The 16748-nt window shown below is 61.6% G+C and carries 19 protein-coding genes; 12 read left to right on the top strand and 7 right to left on the bottom strand.

The features are described from left to right. Positions 1–86 precede the first annotated feature (86 nt). The 7 genes from CE_RS10730 to CE_RS10705 all read left to right on the top strand — a co-directional run bounded on the left by CE_RS10730 (position 87) and on the right by CE_RS10705 (position 5628). Positions 87–1301 (top strand): tyrosine-type recombinase/integrase, encoded by a 1215-nt coding sequence (locus CE_RS10730; protein ID WP_006768167.1) that lies wholly within the window; start codon positions 87–89, stop codon positions 1299–1301. 2 nt (positions 1302–1303) lie between these two features. Continuing rightward, positions 1304–2104, top strand: coding sequence for a hypothetical protein (locus CE_RS10725; RefSeq protein WP_011075797.1), 801 nt, complete (start codon positions 1304–1306; stop codon positions 2102–2104). A gap of 156 nt (positions 2105–2260) precedes the next feature. Next, positions 2261–2482 carry a helix-turn-helix domain-containing protein gene (locus tag CE_RS14975; RefSeq protein WP_011075796.1) on the top strand — a complete coding sequence of 74 codons (222 nt, stop codon included), beginning with the start codon at positions 2261–2263 and terminating at the stop codon, positions 2480–2482. Further along, positions 2482–2904 (top strand): hypothetical protein, encoded by a 423-nt coding sequence (locus CE_RS10720; protein ID WP_006768164.1) that lies wholly within the window; start codon positions 2482–2484, stop codon positions 2902–2904. The genes CE_RS14975 and CE_RS10720 overlap by 1 nt, the downstream gene beginning before the upstream one ends. Next, on the top strand, positions 2897–3766 hold the full coding sequence (locus tag CE_RS10715; protein ID WP_006768163.1) for a bifunctional DNA primase/polymerase: 870 nt from the start codon (positions 2897–2899) through the stop codon (positions 3764–3766). The genes CE_RS10720 and CE_RS10715 overlap by 8 nt, the downstream gene beginning before the upstream one ends. 11 nt (positions 3767–3777) lie before the next feature. After that, positions 3778–5187, top strand: a complete 1410-nt coding sequence (locus CE_RS10710; protein WP_231295027.1) for a hypothetical protein — start codon at positions 3778–3780, stop codon at positions 5185–5187. A 261-nt stretch (positions 5188–5448) separates the two neighbouring features. Continuing rightward, complete coding sequence (locus CE_RS10705) at positions 5449–5628, top strand: hypothetical protein (protein ID WP_231295052.1); 180 nt, start codon at positions 5449–5451, stop codon at positions 5626–5628. A 2048-nt stretch (positions 5629–7676) separates the two neighbouring features. On the opposite strand, the gene CE_RS10695 is transcribed toward CE_RS10705, so the two are convergent. The 3 genes from CE_RS10695 to CE_RS15375 are packed head-to-tail and all read right to left on the bottom strand — an operon-like array spanning position 7677 to position 8428. Further along, on the bottom strand, positions 7677–8048 hold the full coding sequence (locus tag CE_RS10695) for a hypothetical protein (RefSeq protein ID WP_006768159.1): 372 nt from the start codon (positions 8046–8048) through the stop codon (positions 7677–7679). Then, positions 8045–8266 carry a hypothetical protein gene (locus CE_RS10690; RefSeq protein ID WP_006768158.1) on the bottom strand — a complete coding sequence of 74 codons (222 nt, stop codon included), beginning with the start codon at positions 8264–8266 and terminating at the stop codon, positions 8045–8047. Before CE_RS10690 ends, CE_RS10695 begins: the two co-directional genes overlap by 4 nt. 3 nt (positions 8267–8269) lie before the next feature. Next, the gene (locus CE_RS15375) at positions 8270–8428 is read right to left on the bottom strand and encodes a hypothetical protein (protein WP_006768157.1); all 159 of its coding nucleotides are present in this window, start codon (positions 8426–8428) and stop codon (positions 8270–8272) included. A gap of 251 nt (positions 8429–8679) precedes the next feature. Here CE_RS15375 and CE_RS10685 point away from each other — a divergent pair, with 251 nt between their 5' ends. Together CE_RS10685 and CE_RS10680 are read left to right on the top strand one after the other, a co-directional pair. After that, positions 8680–9495, top strand: coding sequence for a serine hydrolase domain-containing protein (locus CE_RS10685; protein WP_035108859.1), 816 nt, complete (start codon positions 8680–8682; stop codon positions 9493–9495). Between the two features lie 388 nt (positions 9496–9883). Next, positions 9884–10312: a hypothetical protein gene (locus CE_RS10680; RefSeq protein ID WP_006768155.1), complete on the top strand. Its 429-nt coding sequence runs from the start codon at positions 9884–9886 to the stop codon at positions 10310–10312. A 100-nt stretch (positions 10313–10412) separates the two neighbouring features. On the opposite strand, the gene CE_RS10675 is transcribed toward CE_RS10680, so the two are convergent. The 3 genes from CE_RS10675 to CE_RS10665 are packed head-to-tail and all read right to left on the bottom strand — an operon-like array spanning position 10413 to position 12752. Beyond that, entirely contained in the window at positions 10413–11498 is a 1086-nt protein-coding gene (locus CE_RS10675; protein WP_049783652.1) for an App1 family protein, read from the bottom strand. Positions 11499–11558: 60 nt separating this feature from the next. Beyond that, positions 11559–12407, bottom strand: a complete 849-nt coding sequence (locus tag CE_RS10670) for an HAD-IIA family hydrolase (protein ID WP_006768153.1) — start codon at positions 12405–12407, stop codon at positions 11559–11561. A gap of 51 nt (positions 12408–12458) precedes the next feature. Further along, positions 12459–12752, bottom strand: coding sequence for an acyl carrier protein (locus CE_RS10665; RefSeq protein WP_006768152.1), 294 nt, complete (start codon positions 12750–12752; stop codon positions 12459–12461). Between the two features lie 63 nt (positions 12753–12815). On the opposite strand from CE_RS10665, the gene CE_RS10660 reads away from it, so the two are divergent. Further along, positions 12816–13847 (top strand): alpha/beta fold hydrolase, encoded by a 1032-nt coding sequence (locus CE_RS10660; protein WP_049783618.1) that lies wholly within the window; start codon positions 12816–12818, stop codon positions 13845–13847. Between the two features lie 2 nt (positions 13848–13849). On the opposite strand, the gene CE_RS15665 is transcribed toward CE_RS10660, so the two are convergent. Next, the gene (locus CE_RS15665; RefSeq protein WP_006768150.1) at positions 13850–14572 is read right to left on the bottom strand and encodes a DUF1707 domain-containing protein; all 723 of its coding nucleotides are present in this window, start codon (positions 14570–14572) and stop codon (positions 13850–13852) included. 240 nt (positions 14573–14812) lie between these two features. On the opposite strand from CE_RS15665, the gene CE_RS10650 reads away from it, so the two are divergent. Both CE_RS10650 and CE_RS10645 read left to right on the top strand, forming a co-directional pair. Continuing rightward, on the top strand, positions 14813–15808 hold the full coding sequence (locus CE_RS10650) for an ABC transporter substrate-binding protein (protein WP_006768149.1): 996 nt from the start codon (positions 14813–14815) through the stop codon (positions 15806–15808). Continuing rightward, the gene (locus CE_RS10645) at positions 15805–16746 is read left to right on the top strand and encodes an ABC transporter permease (RefSeq protein WP_006768148.1); all 942 of its coding nucleotides are present in this window, start codon (positions 15805–15807) and stop codon (positions 16744–16746) included. The genes CE_RS10650 and CE_RS10645 overlap by 4 nt, the downstream gene beginning before the upstream one ends. The last annotated feature ends 2 nt before the right edge of the window (positions 16747–16748 follow it).

The raw sequence follows: 16748 nt of genomic DNA, 5'->3' as shown, positions 1-16748 counted from the left end.
CTGTTAACGCGTACATGTTGCGTACGGATTGGGTACGTACGCAAAGGACAACCACACACATGGCACGGGCTAAGAGGAAACCAAGCATGAAGCGACGGTTTGGGAGCATCCGCCAACGCGGGCAGCGTTTCATCGTCATGTACACCGGGCCCGATGGTGGCAGGCACACCCCCGGTAAATCATTCGCTACAGAGCAACAGGCAGAGTTGTGGTTAGCCCAGGAGGAAACCCTGGTGGAGCACCACCGCCTTGGGTACACCACTTGGATGCCACCCAAGGACAGAAACAAAAAGAACCAAGAGAAACAGATCACGGTGGGGGAATACCTCACCGCCTACAACCAACGCCTAGCAGACCACGGGGTTATCCGGGCCTCCACTTTCCAGCAGTACACCCGGGTCACGGAGAACAGGATCACCCGGGCCGATATGGTGCAGGGCCGTGCCGGGCAACTGCGTGATGTACCCATGGTGGAGGTCACCAGCCAACATATTCAGGACTGGTGGGATGCGGTGGTGGCACTGTTTCCCGATACAGCGGAGTACAACCGTAAAGCGTTTAAGCGGCTCAAGGCTGGGTTTAATGATGCCCTGGAGCGCGGGATCATTACGGCAACACCCGTCACGCTCAAGGCCCCGGCTAGGAGTGCCGCCCCCAAGTACGACAAGCCCCTGTTAGAAGATGCAGAACTGTTCAAGGTGCTCGGGGCTGTCCCGGCGCGCTACCGGGCGTTGACGGTGTTGACCCTGTTTCACGGGTTGCGGGTGGGGGAGGCTATCGGGCTGCACACCCATAACGTTGTGGTGGCAGGTGACGTACCCCGTGCCCCGTACGTGGTGGTGCAGGTACGTGACCAACTCCAGCGGTTAAGCGTGGACGGGAAAGTACAGCTGGTGCGCCAACCCACCAAAACACAGGCCGGTGTACGTGATGTGTACGTGTTCCCTGAGTTCACACAGATGATGCAGGAGCACTTGAGCCTGTACGCGGATAAGGCAGAGGGTGGGTTATTCACCGTCACCACCGGGGGCAAACCAGTGATGGACACTAGTTTCCGTTCTGTGTTGATCCGTGCCGCCGATAAGGCTGGGGTGCCGCGCCGGGTTCATCCTCATAGTGGCCGGCGGTGGATCACCACCCGGTTGGCTGAGATGGGGGCCACCCCAGCTGAGATAGGCAGCGTGCTCGGGGATACCGACCTATCAACAATCACCCATATTTACACCAGCGTGAGGCAGTCCCGCCCCCAGGAGCTCATGGGGATGATTGGCAGCACACTAGACAACGGACAGGGGTTGTAATCGTGAATGAGAATGAACAGCTGGGACGCGATGAAGCGCTAGAGAAGTTGCGTGAATTGGTTAAGCCTGTAATAGGGAATGTCCAAGACGAAATAGGCAGCACCCCACCGTTACTAGCGTTACGACTGGCTAAGAACACTGCCAAAGGCTTATGGACTCAGCTCTATGATCTACCTGCCTCAGAATTTGATGCGCTGGATGAACAGACAAAAAGACTTGTGAGCACGGCCCTGCACTCTCAATTCTTAATGCCCGGTGCGTATGAAAAGTTGCTCACCAATGGGGAGGGCACAATCTTGCCTAGAGCCCCCCAGAGTGTTGGAGTGATGGAGGGAACATTTCAATGGGTGCGGATCTACCGGGGTGAGGACACCAAGAAAGCTATCGGAACTTTTTACCTGTATTACACACTGGACGCGCCTGACGAAGTGGAAGAGATGTGGTTAGCGCGGGTATTCAAGGGCAGGTCACCTAGCCCGGTGGGGAAGCATACAAGTAGCTACTATTTTTGGCCACGGGCTGTTGAGCTCTACGCCGCTGGTGAACTGTCGGAATCACCAGGTGATGCAGAGCAACGTAGTACCGAAATTCTCAAGGATGAAATGGGATCTCAGGGGGTGACGGGCTTGCGTGCAACTACTCGGGTGAGTTGGGAGGAACGCCCCAACCATGACCATGTGTGGGTGCTGGACGGTTACCGTGTACGTTCCACCAAGCTGGCCCCGGTGCTACATGCATTTAGGCGCGCCGGGAGGCAGCGGATCCCGGTAGATATGATCCGTAGGGCAGTGCAGGCCCTATAGTGCCCTGTGTGCCCTGTGGTAGACTCTCCACTATCTGCGGGAACTTAGACCTGTAGGGCATGGCCTCATAGTGAGGGTGCCGCGCTTATACAACCTGGCAGTCGCGTGCCGGGGGTTTAAGCGTGCACCCAACACGCTAGATATGGTTTCACACCCATGAGTGCCACAACCTCACCTACCACCCATAAACAGTGGCTCACCGTAGCTAATGCCGCTGAACTAGTGGATTGTTCCACTAAGACAATCCGCCGCCTGGTGGCCGCTGGAGAACTACAGGCTACCTACCTCACACCCCGTTCCATGCGCGTATCTGTGGAGTCGCTGGAGGCCCTGATACAGGCCCGTGCCACCAACCAGTGGGATGGGGGTGCAGCGTAATGCCCGCCGATTACACACCGCGTGATGCCCTCATTCACACCCGGGAATCATTGCGTAACACCCTGGATTGGGTACACGAGCACCTGGCAGATACCTACGGCCTGGAGCTGATCGACGGGGAGGAATACCTACCCGGGCCCCTGAACGAGGTCATGGCAGCGCTGTACAGCATTGCCGCCGATGTCACCGCCATGGCTATGGACACCGGGGTTTACCACCGTCGGAATGATGGTTCCATCATGCGCCCGGTGTACTACTCCAATCACCTGCCTGTGTACTCACAGCGTGAGATGGGCCCCAAGGGGAAAGAGTTCACCTGTGTGTGCCTGGAGCACCCCAACGGACTGCCACACCCTGAGATGGAGGCAGAGACCCGGCGCGCCGGGCTGACTGTCATTCAAGGTGGTGGCAGCAATGATTAATGCCCCCACGGTGCAGGCAGGGGCATTACTCGGGGTGGTGGACAACCAACACCAGTGTAGCAACCCTGCCGGACATAACACCCCATTGAAGTGGGATGGATCCCCCGAGACCCTGCCCACCAACCAATGGTTACCAACCGCCGCACGCCGGTACGCACAACTCGGGTTCAAGGTAGGGCCCCTGAACGGCAAAGTGCCGTTGACCCCCAACGGGTTCAAGGACTTCACCACCGACCTGGCACAGGTACAGGCGTGGTGGGAGAAGTGGCCCGGCGCGAACATTGGTGCCACCCCACCTAAGGGCATGGTGGTGCTAGATATTGATCCCCGTAACGGTGGGTGGGATACGTGGGTGGAGCTCGGGGGCCTGGAGGTGCCCGACACGTTGATGATGCTGACCGGTTCCCACGGGCTGCACTACTGGTTCACCCTGCCGTACTCGGGGGACGTACGCGGCACGGCAGGGGAGGGTGTGGACGTCAAAACACACACCGGTTATGTTGTCGTGCCCCCCAGTGTTCACCCCACCACCGGAATGCATTACCTCATTGCCCACTGGTGCACCCCTGTGGTGTTGCCTACCTGGTTGCGTGCCCACGTCTATAAGCCCCTGCCTAAGCCGGTGCAGGCGCGCCGGGTACAGCTCGGGGAGTCCCCCGGCGCGGGCCTGGTGGCCACGGTGGAGCAGGCCGGGGAGGGGCAGCGTAACAACGTGTTGCATTGGGCAGCGTGCCGGGCCCTGGAGGATGGGTTAGACCTCACAGCAGAGCTCACCACCGCTGCACAGTCCATTGGGTTGTCGGATATGGAAATACAGCGCACGTTGGCTAGCGCCGCCAACACGGTGGGGAGGGCAGCGTAATGACACCGTTCATGCATGATGTAGAGCTACCTCCAGCCCCACCACCGGTGGAGCGTATCGCCAACGGGGAGGTAGAAGTACCACCCGGCGTGGTGCCGGTGGAGACCACCAACCCGGATGACCTATGGACCCGGCGCGATAGCCTGGCACACCTAATGAGGTTTGCTCATTCCCGCAACGTCAACCCGTGGGGAATGCTCGGGTGTGTCCTGGCACGGGTGATCGCCTCCACCCCACCCACGTTGGTTACCCCGCCGTTGATCGGTGGGTATGGATCCCTAAATATCTTTATCGCCCTGACCGCCAACTCGGGCGGTGGAAAAGGTGCCTGCATGAGTGCCGCCCGTGATGCGGTGGAGATAGTGGACGCTACCGGTGGTTTCCCGGTGCACGTGCCCGAGATCAACAGCGGCACCGGGGAGGGCCTGGTACGGCTGTTCATGGAGCCCCCAGCACCGAAGAAAGATGAACTGCCCACACCCCGGATCACCCGCGCCCTGGTCAATGAATCCGAGGTGTCCAACCTGGATGCGTTGGCAGGGCGTAGCGGATCCACGGTGGTGCCTACCCTGTTGAAGATGTGGAGCGGGGAGCAGGCTGGGTTTAACAACTCCAGTGCAGATACCCGGTCCAACGTAGAGGCCCACACCTACCGGCTGGGAATGATTACCCAGGTCCAACCAGCCAACGCCCCCGCAATTCTCAAGCATGAGGACAGTGGACTACCCCAGCGTTACGTGTGGTTGCCTGCCTGGATGGAGGACACAGGGCAGTGGATCCCCGAGACCGTGCCACCGCTCAAAGTGGAACTAACCACCCCCCGGGACCAAACAGTGATGGACCTCCCCGAGAGCGTGAAAACCTATGTGGTGGCTGATTACCGTAGGCGTAGCTCACAGGCGTTCAACGTGGACGCTGACCCCCTGGAGGGGCACCGCACTATGTTGCGGATCAAGATTGCCTGTGGTCTCGCACTACTGGAGGGGCACACCGATGTGGACCTAGAGGATTGGGAACTGGCAGGGGTTGTGTTGCTTAAGCACACAGACACCCTTGGGTTGGTCCGGCGTGAACTGGCTACCAAGGCGCGCCGGGAGGCAGAGCAACGCACTCAGAACCAACGGGAGGCAGAGATAGCGCGGCTGGAGAAAATGGAGGCCCGGGCCCGCTCGCATGTTGTCCGCCGCCTGGAGGCCGGGGAGGGCACCGTCAACGTGGCCGCGTGTCGGTACGCCGCTAAGAGTGACCTACGAAAACTAGTGCCCGAGGTGTTTGAAGCATTGGAGGCAGAGGGGCTTATCACTGTTACTGGGGAGGGCACCCGGGCAGTGGCACAGGTGCATGGACCACAAGGCGTGGACCGGGTGAGAGAGTGGTCCAACAGGTCCAATGGTCCAACCCAGGTCAACGGGGGTATGTGATGGTCCAATACCGGTCCAACCCAGGTCCAATGGTGGACCACCAACCCAGGTCCACGGTCCAGTTGGACCACGATTGGACCACGATTGGACCGCCGTAAACATGCCCTGACCTGCATTGGACCATTGGACCGTTTGGACCACACCCTATAGGGAACTGGAGTTAGGTCCAACACCCCAACCCACCCGGCGCGCCCTGGTGCTCATGCCCACGGTCGCGCCGGGCAGGGGATCCCCACACCCATGATTGGAGGCGCCACCGCCATGGACTTGAGTACGCCTAGCCCCGGATACAACACCAGCCCCGAGGAACGACTCACCGCATTTTTGATTAAGGATCTACAGCGGCACTTCCCAGAGCATGAGGGCAGGATGATGCCGTACGCCCGAGAACTGGCACGGGCTGTTACCCGCTACGCGCGCCGCCTGGAGCTGGAGGACTAGGCAGGGGCAGGGGATCCCCAGACCTGTACACACCGCGTGCGCCTATACCAACGGGCGAACTATGGTGCCCGAGGGCTGGGGTTACCCCCCACCCCAAGCGGGAGCCCCACGGGGCAGGGGAGTAGATGCCTTTCCAACTGATCGGTTAAAAAGACTGGTGCAGAGAGCCCACGGGCAGGGGAGGCGTTTTATACCAACCCCTCATGCTGGCACATCGCCCCCTGTTATGAACTGCCTGTGTCTCTCTCCCTACCCGGTCAGAAAAGGCCGGCACCCGGCGCGCCCGGGAGCACCTGGACAGAAACGGGAATTTCCCGAAAATGACCAACCAGCACCCGGCGCGCCCGGGAGCACCACCCGCCGCGCCGGGGGAGAGGCCCTGGAGTGGTAGGGGTGCCTGTATTCTTAGCGTTCCTGCCGTACTGACTCCCCCCTGTGCCATGTGTCAGGTTTCTCTCTCCCCGTCTGGATCCGAAAAATAACAGGGGCCCACCTAGTTATGTGGGGGTGTGATGGGTGGAAAATCTTAGAGGGGTGCCCCGCCCTGACCCTCCCCGGCTATCACGGTCAGGGTATTTTTTACACGGGCCCTAAAAGTCCCATCACGCTGGGGGGGACAGTGCCGGGCAACCACTCCTGCCTGTTTTTCCGAGGGGGTGCAGGTCTAGACCCCGCCCATTGTTTCCTGGTGTCTGGACTTTCTTCAGGGTGGGGGAAAGTTCCAGTGGTGTAGGGGTGGGCAAAGTATTGACGGTTCCGTGAGAGGACTCCCCCTGTCCTGCCTTGAGTCCTTATTTTCTTCAGGGTGGGGGAAACTTACGGGTTGACCAGTGGATACCCGGCGCGGGTATTCTCCCCTCACTGGTTAAGTGTTGCCCCTGGTAGGTTTACCCCTAGGGCAACGCTTAGACAGATGGGGTGGGCAACATGAGTAGAGGGCCTGGAATCTGGCAACAACGGATACTGGCAGAGCTGGAGACCATGACCCCCAACCAGATCTGTTGGGTGGTTGATGTAGTTCGCAAACACGTGCCAGCCCCCACCCGTGCTGACTATGTGGCAGCGCGCCGGGCAACACGCCGCCTGGTGGAGCTCGGGAACATACGGGCTGGGATGTTCCGCTATCACGATGGGGCCCAGGGACGTGACTCCCTAGCCTTTACCCGCCCTGATTCGCTGGTGGAGTCGAACATTTATCACGGTATGACCAACACCCCAGCGTGGCATAACACGGTGCCTACTAAGTATGCTCACCTGCCCAACAAGTGGGATCCCATGATGAACAACGGTGCAGGGCAGTAACTACCCGCCGCCGATAATATCCGGGGGTTGGGGTTCCTGACCCCGCTCTTTGCTCACGGTTAGACCCTCTCTCTCCGCCGCCTGTAGGTGTCCTGGAGGGGTGGGGGAGTGCCCCGGGGTGGGGGCCTGGTACGCGCCGGGTGGCTTAGGGTCTGGCATGGTGTACGCACTGAAATAAAACGCACCTGGGGAAATATGGGAAATTCCCGTTTATCCCCAGCTCACACCCCCGGTGTCGTACGGCAGAGAGATATTTTCACTACCGGGCAGGGGGGGTTGTGAATTGTGGGGAGGGCTGGATATTTCCGGCACCCCGGGGTGGGGTGGCGTCCAGCTACGCATGACTACGTACGCGGGGGTTGTTAGGTAGGGATCCCGACCTATCGGGCCTGCCTGTCCCTCATGGGCATTCAGATAAACGAAGATCTTCGGTTACCTCACCAAAAGAGGCGTGGGGCTGAGCTAAGGTCTGCGTTACGATGATCGTCACTCAGCTCCCCGCGTGCGCGGGTGCGAGGCCTGACCCGGTATTTACATTTTGAAAATTTCAAATACTTTCCCCGCGCGCGGGCCCTGGCGTGGCACTACCGACTATTTAAAAGTTTTAAAATACCTTCCCCGCGTGCGCGGGGCCTGGAGCTCGGGCAGGGATGAAGAAACCCGGCGCGCCTGGAGCTGGTGCCAGTATCGCGCCGGGGAGGTAATCGGGGCTGCATAACCCCAGGTCAGAAACGCCGTCTAAGCGGTTAAGACTTCGCCTGTGGTGTGGTAGTGCGTGCCAACCCGTCTAACAGGCGTTGGATGGGGTACTTATTCTGCCCCCTCATTTCCGCCTCCACCGCCGCCAACGTTAAGCACTCGGGGCAGGGGGTGAGGATGGGCCCGCCGTGCAGCCGCCATTTATCTGCCCTGCCTTGGATGTACGCGCCGATGGTCTCGGGCCTACGGGTGGTGCATACCCACACCGGGTTGGTGGTGGTGCAAAAGGTACGCACCGTGTCCTTGGGCATGACAAGATGCATCACCCCACGGCTGGAGTCCGGCACCACGTGGGTGATCTGCACCCGGTTCCAGATGCCGGTGTAGGTGTCTGGTTGATCGTCTCGGGGCAGTGTCATGGCATGACCTCATAGAGATGCTTAGCCGCGTGGCAGGCAGCACAGGGTGTGTGGGTGGATCCAGCGACCGTTAGGGTGTCTTTCCACTGTTTGCCGCACATGGTGGTGACGGTGCCGTCTACATCGACGTACTTAACGAGGTGGGAGAGCTTGGGCAGCTTGGGGCCCTGGTGCTGGTGTTCCCGGCGCGCCGGGGTGGGCTGGTGTGTGGTGGTCATGGGTTACGCCCCTGCCTGGTCGTGGAGGGCACCGACGTGGGAGATGGTGGCCATGAGGGTGTGGAGCTCTCCAGAGGAATGGAACTCACGGAACCATGCATCTTCATGCGCGGCCCATTCTGGTGTGCCTACGGGGTGTGGGTTGGGGGTTGGTGCTCGCATTGGGGTTGTCCTTTCCCTGGTGGTTGCGTGGTGTGTTTGCGTACACATTGCGTACAGGCTGGGTTGGGTTGCCTGTGTTTGGTGCTTTGACCTGCATTAACAGCACTTTGAGTGTGTAGCCCCGCTGGCCCCACCGATGTCCGTGGTCAGAGGCCGCCATGCGTGTATGCATGGCGGCCTCTGTCATTTTCCGGTCCGCCCCGGCCCCGCCTCAGCCGTTCCGGGTGGGGGAGTTGCTAGGGTCGGAGTCCATGGAGAGCCTGAACGCACTTGACTCGTGGCCGGTGGACAACGTCGCAGCAAGCATCATCGCCGACGGTGCTGTCAGCAGCCACGGCGATGTGGATCATGTCTTTGAGATCATGAGCGTGACCAAACTGGTCACCGCCTATGCCTTTCTCATCGCCATCGAGGAGGGTGTCTTCGAGCTCGACACCCCGCTCGGCCCAGAGGGGGCCACGGTGCGTCACCTGCTGGCCCACGCCTCGGGTCTGGCCTTCGGTTCCCCGGTGGTGGAGCGGCCGGTGGGGGATCGCCGGATCTATTCATCGGCGGGATTTGATGTCCTGGCCCATGCAGTGGAGGAGGAGACCGAGATGCCGTTCGCGCAGTACCTGCGTGAGGCGGTGTTGATGCCGCTGGGTATGGAGTCCTCCGGGCTGCACGGATCCGCCGGGCATGCGATGCGCTCCACGGTGGCGGATCTGACCAGATTTGCCGGGGAGCTGCTGGACCCGACCCTGGTGGCACGCCAGACCCTCGATGAGGCGTTCACCGTGCAGTATCCGGATCTGATCGGCACCGTGCCGGGATATGGGATGCAGAAGCCGTGTCCGTGGGGACTGGGTTTTGAGATCAAGGGCACCAAGGCTCCGCATTGGACGGGCACCACCATGCCGGAGAACACCATCGGGCACTTCGGTTATTCCGGCACCTTCCTCTGGGTAGCCCCCGGGACCGGCCGTGCGGGTGTGGTGCTCACCGACCGTTATTTCGATGCCTGGGCCAAACCGCTGTGGACGGAGTTCAACGATGCGGTGTGGGCTGAACTTGAGCGCGGGGTCTGACCGGCCGGGAATCCCGGGCCCGGCTTGATAGCACATGTGTTCGCATTGTTCAAGTGGTTTCCCCGGGTTTCCTCTCGCGGGTTCCCGTGGTCCGCTGACGAGGGGGGCTGGTGGGGGTGGCCAGGGGTGCTCTGAGCTGTGGTGATGGGGTGGACTGCTTCCATAACGGGGAGTCTAAAGTTGAACTTCAGCTTTAATGATCGGGGGTTAAAGTGGTGGTTCAGGGTTGCCGGTCCGGTGTGAGTTCACCACAATCGCCTGTAGCACGTCGTTGAAGGAAGAATGACGCACACGCGAGGCCGTTGGGGAAGACGATCCTCGTCTTACAACACACGGCACTGGGTTGACCAGGGTCGGGGGTTGTCAGGTGTTGCCTAAGGAATCCGACATGACGAACAAAGCATTAACCGTGCCCACCCGGAGCCGTCATCAGGCGGACCTGCTCACGGCAGACTTCTGGGAGGACATGGGGTTACCACAACTGAAAACTTCCGTTGCACCTTCATTCACGGATGTGGCCGAACCGGCACAGACTGCTGTTCTCACGATCAGCGGAATGCCACGCACGCTGCGACCCACAGTGGAGACCGCAATGGTGGTGTGCATCCCCAGCCCGTCGGAGCTTGTTGCTCCGGGTGCTGATCCGCTCACCGCACGGTGGTTCACGGCCTGGCGTCGCGATCCCTTCGAACTCGGCCTGGTCGAGTGCCGTGAGGTGATCACCGGTGCACCATGTGAGCTCTCGTGCCTGCGGGAGCTGCTGGTGAATCTGGCTGATGAACACAGGTTTGAGGTTGAACTGCGCATCGTTGATTAGACGACGGCGGGTGAGGATCCCACGGGATCCGGGGGACAACCAATCCTGCGGCCCTTCCGGGAGGAGGGGGGACACCGCAGGATTTTCTGCATTCCCGGGGCTAGTCGATGACCTCCCCGGCCGGGTCCTGTTCAGCCAGGGGAAAAGGCTGGATGCGGTAGTTGAGCAACAGCTCATGGCCGTCACGCCCATGTACCGCGGGCACACCCTGCCCACCATTGGTGGTGATGGTGGTCAGCGCACCCGTGGTGCCGTGGGACAACACATGCTCCCCGGGGGAGAGCTCACGGATAGCCACACCTGCAATCCGATCCGGGTGTTCCGCGACGGCCTCACCGTAGATCAACGGGTCATGCTGGCCGTCATCACCCACGAGAATCCATTTGATGTCGGGGTAGTCGATGATGAGGTTCCTCAACTGCACCTTCTTGTGCTCCTGACCGGATCTGAACACCCCGGTCGGGGTGGGGCCCCAATCAGTCAGCAGCATCGGGCCATCGGGGAGGCGGTGCCGTTTCAGGAAGGCGCTGAGGGTTTCGAAGGTGTTCCATGCGCCTGTGGACAGATAGAACACCGGTGCATGGGGATCATTGCGCAGCAGCTCGGCATAGAACTCACCCATTCCGGGGACCGGCTTGCGGGTGTCGGTGTGGCGGATCCACGAGTTCCATGCCGCGAGCAGGGCCCGGGGGAGCCAGGTGACCATGATGGTGTCATCGATATCCGAGATCAACCCCAGCCGGGCGGACTGGTCAACGATGAGCACCCTGGCGGTGGCGGGGGTCGCCCCCTCGGCCTCGACGGAGACCTCATGCCATCCGGCATCCAACCCGTGGTCCTCCACGAGCAGGTCAAGGTACCCGTTGCCATCAGTGGTGGAATCCACCGTCTTGTCGCCGACATGCACCCGGACGGGGTGGTGGGGAACCTGGATGGTGAAGAACTGCCGCCAACCCCGTTGTGCCTGCTCGCCCAGGGACATCTGGCCCTCCTCGCTGCCTTCCAGGGGATCCTGAGGGGCATCCGGATTGGTCATGAGGATCCGCGCAAGAACACGGACCCGTCGCTGTGAACCATATCCGGAGAACCCGGTGACCTCGGGGGTCCAACCCCTACGGATGGCCCGTTTCAGGGTTGCCCGGTTCGCCCAACGTTCGCCTTTGCGTGCAATGTCAGAAATCGCCATGTCCACGACAGTAGACATCTGACCGTCCGTGTGCAGGGCACGGAGCGGTGCGGGGGATTCCTAGTTCTGTTCAGCGTCCTGTTCGGCGTCCTGTTCGGCGTGATCCGGGACTTGGAAGGAACCATCACCGAAGGGATCATCCCACCGTTCGGCGATGTCGGCGATGGAGTCCACGACCATGGTCGGACGGAACGGGTACCGCCTGATCTCAGCCTCATTCGAGATGCCACTCTTGACCAGGACGGTGCGCATCCCGGCCTCCAGACCGGAGATCACGTCGGTATCCATGCGGTCGCCGATCATGACCGTGTGCTCCGAGTGTGCACCGATGGTGTTGAGGGCGCTGCGCATCATCACCGGATTGGGTTTACCGATGTAGTACGGTTCCGCACCTGTCGCCGCGGTGATCAGCGCGGCCACTGAACCGGTGGCGGGCAGGATTCCCGTGGGGGAGGGGCCGGTGACATCGGGGTTGGTGCAGATGAACCGGGCACCACCCAGGATGAGGTTGATGGCGGTGGTGATGGCCTCGAAGGAGTACGTGCGGGTCTCGCCCAGAACTACGAACTCCGGATTGGAATCAGTGAGGATCCACCCGGCGGTGTGCAGCGCGGTGGTGAGACCGGATTCCCCGACCACATATGCGGTCCCCTCGCTGACCTGTGATTTCAGGAAATGTGCAGTGGCGGTGGCGGAGGTCCAGATGCGCTCGGGCGGGATATCCAACCCCGAGCTGCGCAGACGGGCGGAGAGATCGCGGGGGGTGAAGATGGAGTTGTTGGTCAACACCATGAACTCGATGTCGTTGTGGACCAGGGCATGTAGGAACCGGTCCGCACCGGGGATCATGTCGCCTTCCCTGATGAGGACGCCATCCATGTCGGTGAGATAGGAGATGTTCACAGTCATATGACCATTGTGCGTGTAGATCCCCGGAAAGTCCCGTTTATCCGGGAAGTTTTAGGTCACTGTTTCCGAACGGTTGGCCTCCAGGAAATCAACGATGTCACCGGTGGTGGTGAATCCCTGTACATCAGCATCCTCGATGCGCACCCCGAAAGCATCCTCCACCCGCACGACAGCCTCGATGAGGTTGAGGGAGCTGATGGCCAGGTCCTCGCGCAGGCGGGCGGTGGTGGTGATGTCCTCGGCACTCACCCCACCCACATCCGACAGGATCCCGACCAGGGTGGTGAGCATGCCCGTCCGGGCGTCATCGGGGGTTTCAGGGGTATTGGTGGAGTTCGGGATCATGACATCAAAGTTACCGTTGTGCGCTTCCCGGAGCCAGTTGTCGTGGCTTGTAGTCTGGGTGCCATGGCTCTGGACCCCACGAGGTTACGATCATCACTCCGCGCTGCAGGACTGCGCCTCACGAAGAAGGGGAGGCGTAGTCTGGCGCGGGAGCACCGCGCGCTGCATAGCCGTACCCGTCGGCCCGGCCTGGTTCACGTGGACGAGGAGGCGACCGTGGACTCCGGTGGGATCGCGGTCCGCACCTATGTGGTCGGCCCCGCGGATGCGGAGGCCACCGTCGTGTTCATCCATGGATTCACCCTCGCCGCCGAGGTGTTCTATATGCAGGTGGATTATCTGCAGGAGCATTTCCCCCAGGTCAAAAGCGTGCTTTTCGACGTCCGCGGTCATGGGCGCACCGGCCGGGTGGAACCGGAGCTGTGTACCGTCGACGGCACCGCTGACGATGCCCTGGCCACCATCCGGGCGCACGCCCCCACCGGGCCCCTGCTTATCGTGGGGCACTCCCTCGGAGGTCTGACAGCGCTCAACCTGGTCAAACGTGCCCCTGCCGAACTCCGCGACAGGATCAAGGGTGTCATCCTCGCCGCCGCCTCCATCGAATCGCTCTCCGCCCAGGGACTGCCCCAGATCCTCGCCTCACCGATCGCCGAGAAGGTCAGGGACACCACCGAGGCCTCCCCGGATGACGTGGATGCATTCCGGGATTACATCTCCTCCTTCATCGCCCCCGCACTGTCCACCGCGGTGTTCAAACGACCCATCAACGACCACGTCGTGGAATTCCACGCCGCGATGATCCACGAAACCCCTCTGGACACCTTCGTGGGTTTCTTCGATGATCTCCAGGACCATGACGAACTGGACGCCGCCCCGGCCCTGGTGGGCATGGGTGGATATGTCCTGGCGGGGGAGAAGGATGAGGTCACCCCCCTCAGTCAGTCCGAGCGCATCTGCGAACTCTGGCCCGATGCGAAACGCCAGATCGCGGAGGGTGCCGGGCACATGCTGCCCCTGGAGGCACCGGGTATTCTCAACAACGCCATCCACATGCTGCTGGACCGGACGCTCGGGGCCCCGTCACGTTCCTGAGATCAGGAGCCGAAGACCTGCTGCCACAGCCCCAGAGGCTCATTCGGGTTCTTGGTGATCACCTTCAACGTCGACGCACGGGCGACACCGGTGAGCACCACGCGTGGGGCGCCGGGGATGGGGGTGGAGGTGTCCACATTGAACTCCGACCAGTTCTTGCTGGCCATCTGCACATCCACGTGCACACCCGGGGGCACCACCAGGGTGGCCGCCGACATGTTCATGGTGATGTCGATGGTGACCACTGGCGCCGCAGCCGTCGCCCTGCGCAGATCCAGGTGGAGATCCGAGCCGTTGAGCTTGTAGGCGGAGTACGCCGGGACGGCCCACTGACCGGTTTTCTTGATAGAGCCCATCGTCGACTGCTCCGGTTCGGAACCGGCCACCGCCGGAGGGGTGAACTGGTGGGGCTGGGCCAGGTGTCCCCCCATGGGGATGCCGTGGGGGGAATGTGGATGGGGCGGCTGCTGTGCCGGGGGGTGGCCATACCGGTACTGCTGCGGCGGTACGGAGGGCTGTTGCGCCGGTGACTGCTGTACCGTGGGCCCACCGAAATACCGCGCGCGGATCTGCATGAGGTCGGTGTTGTTCTCCGTGGACCAAACAATATCCACCAGGTCCTGGTAGGTGGTCAGATCCAGGCGACCCTGCCCGACGAGGCGGGTCAGTTCAGCCTGGAGATATTCGCGGTCGGCATCGCTGGGCTTATTAGATGGAACGTTCATGGTGGTCTCCACTCTAGCGCCGCGTCGTGACCCCCGCTCTCGTTTGGTCTGCAGCCGGTGGCCAGCCGGTGGGTAGCCGGTGGGCAGCGACAAAACCCACCCGGGGCACCCATGGTGACGGCGGGTTTACCCATATGACCTGTCAGGCCAGTAAGTTCTAGTATGAATCATCTCACAGATGATTTTTACGTGACACGAGTGAACACCCTGGGCCAAGAAATCTACTAAAGGAGATGTGCCATGTTCTCTTCCCGTTCGACGACCCTCGCCGGCATCCTGACCGTCGGCGCGCTTGCTCTGGCATCCTGCAGCAGCGACTCCGAGGACACCGACACCACCACCGGTGCATCCGGGGATGGTGATTCCTACACCATCGGTATCAACCAGCTTGTCCAGCATCCCGCTCTGGACTCCGCCACCGCAGGGTTCAAGCAGGCATTCGAGGATGCGGGTGTGGAGGTCACCTTCGAGGAGCAGAACGCCAACGGTGAACAAGGCACCGCGCTGACCATCGCCCAGCAGTTCGCCTCCGACAATCTGGACCTGGTCCTGGCTGTGGCCACCCCGGCGGCGCAGGCCACCGCCCAGAACATCACGGATATCCCCGTTCTGTTCACCGCGGTCACCGATGCGGAGTCCGCCGACCTCGTGGACTCCAATGAGGCTCCGGGGGGCAATGTCACCGGCACCTCTGATGCCGCCCCGATCGAGGATCAGCTCGAACTCCTCCGTCAGCTCGTCCCGGATGTGGACAGCATCGGCATTGTCTACGCCTCCGGTGAGGTCAACTCCCAGGTCCAGGTGGACGCCGTGGAGGAGGCCGCAGGCCCCCTCGGGATCGAGGTCAAGACCCAGACCGTGACCACCGTCAATGAGATCCAGCAGGCCGTGGACGCACTCGGTGATGTGGATGCCATCTACGTTCCCACCGACAACATGGTGGTGTCTGGTATCGCTTCCCTGGTCCAGGTTGCTGAACAGAACCAGATCCCCGTGATCGGCGCGGAAGCCGGCACCGTGGAGGGTGGCGCGATCGCGACCCTGGGCATTGACTACACCGAGCTCGGCCGACAGACCGGCGAGATGGCCCTGCGCATCCTGCAGGACGGTGCCGACCCGGCGACCATGCCAGTGGAGACCGCCACCGAGTTCACCTACGTGATCAATGAGGACGCCGCCGAGCGTCAGGGTGTGGAGATCCCACAGGAGATCCTGGACAAGGCTGAGCGCGTATGATCGGCGCTTTCGAAGTCGGGCTCATCTACGGCGTGATGGCACTGGGGGTCTACCTCACCTTCCGTGTCCTCAACTTCGCCGACCTCACGGTGGACGGCAGCTTCACCACCGGTGCGGCCACCGCCGCGATGGCGATCATGGCCGGATGGAATCCCGTCCTCGCCACGCTCGCCGGATTTGTCACCGGCTTCATCGCCGGCCTGATCACGGGCCTGCTACACACCAAGGGCAGGATCGACGGGTTGCTGGCCGGTATCCTCACCATGATTGCCCTATGGTCGATCAACCTGCGCATCATGGACGGGGCGAACGTGCCCCTGCTACGACAGGACACCCTGTTCACCCCACTGCGTGAGGCCGGCCTGCTCGGCACCTGGGCGGGACCGGGCATTCTGCTGGTGGCCGTGGCGGTCCTCGGGGCGGTGGTGGTGTGGTTCCTCAACACCGACCTCGGCCTGTCCCTGCGCGCCACCGGTGACAACGGCCCCATGGTCCAGTCCTTCGGTGTGTCCACGGACTTCACCAAAACACTCACCATCGCCCTGTCCAATGGGTTCGTGGGCATGTGCGGTGCCCTGGTGGGGCAGTACCAGGGCTTCGCCGATATCTCGATGGGCATCGGTCTGATCCTGGTGGGCCTGGCCTCGGTCATCCTCGGCCAGGCGCTGCTGGGTCAGCGACGGGTGTGGCTGTCGGTCATCGCCGTCATCATCGGCGCGATCCTCTACCGCCTCATCATCTTCGCGGCGCTGCGCGTCGGACTTGATCCCAACGACATGAAGGCGATCACCGCCGTGCTGGTGATCATCGCCCTGCTCCTGCCACGGTGGAAGGGGATGACCTCCCGATTCCGGAAGACCCCCGCGCCTGCGGTCCCCGCGGCAGCGGTGGCCACGGACAAACCCACCGAACCCCTGTCCGTCGGAAAGGACGCGTGAGC

It is taken from the genome of Corynebacterium efficiens YS-314, assembly GCF_000011305.1.
GTDB lineage: Bacteria > Actinomycetota > Actinomycetes > Mycobacteriales > Mycobacteriaceae > Corynebacterium > Corynebacterium efficiens.
This window is presented reverse-complemented; position numbering and strand designations above follow the sequence as displayed.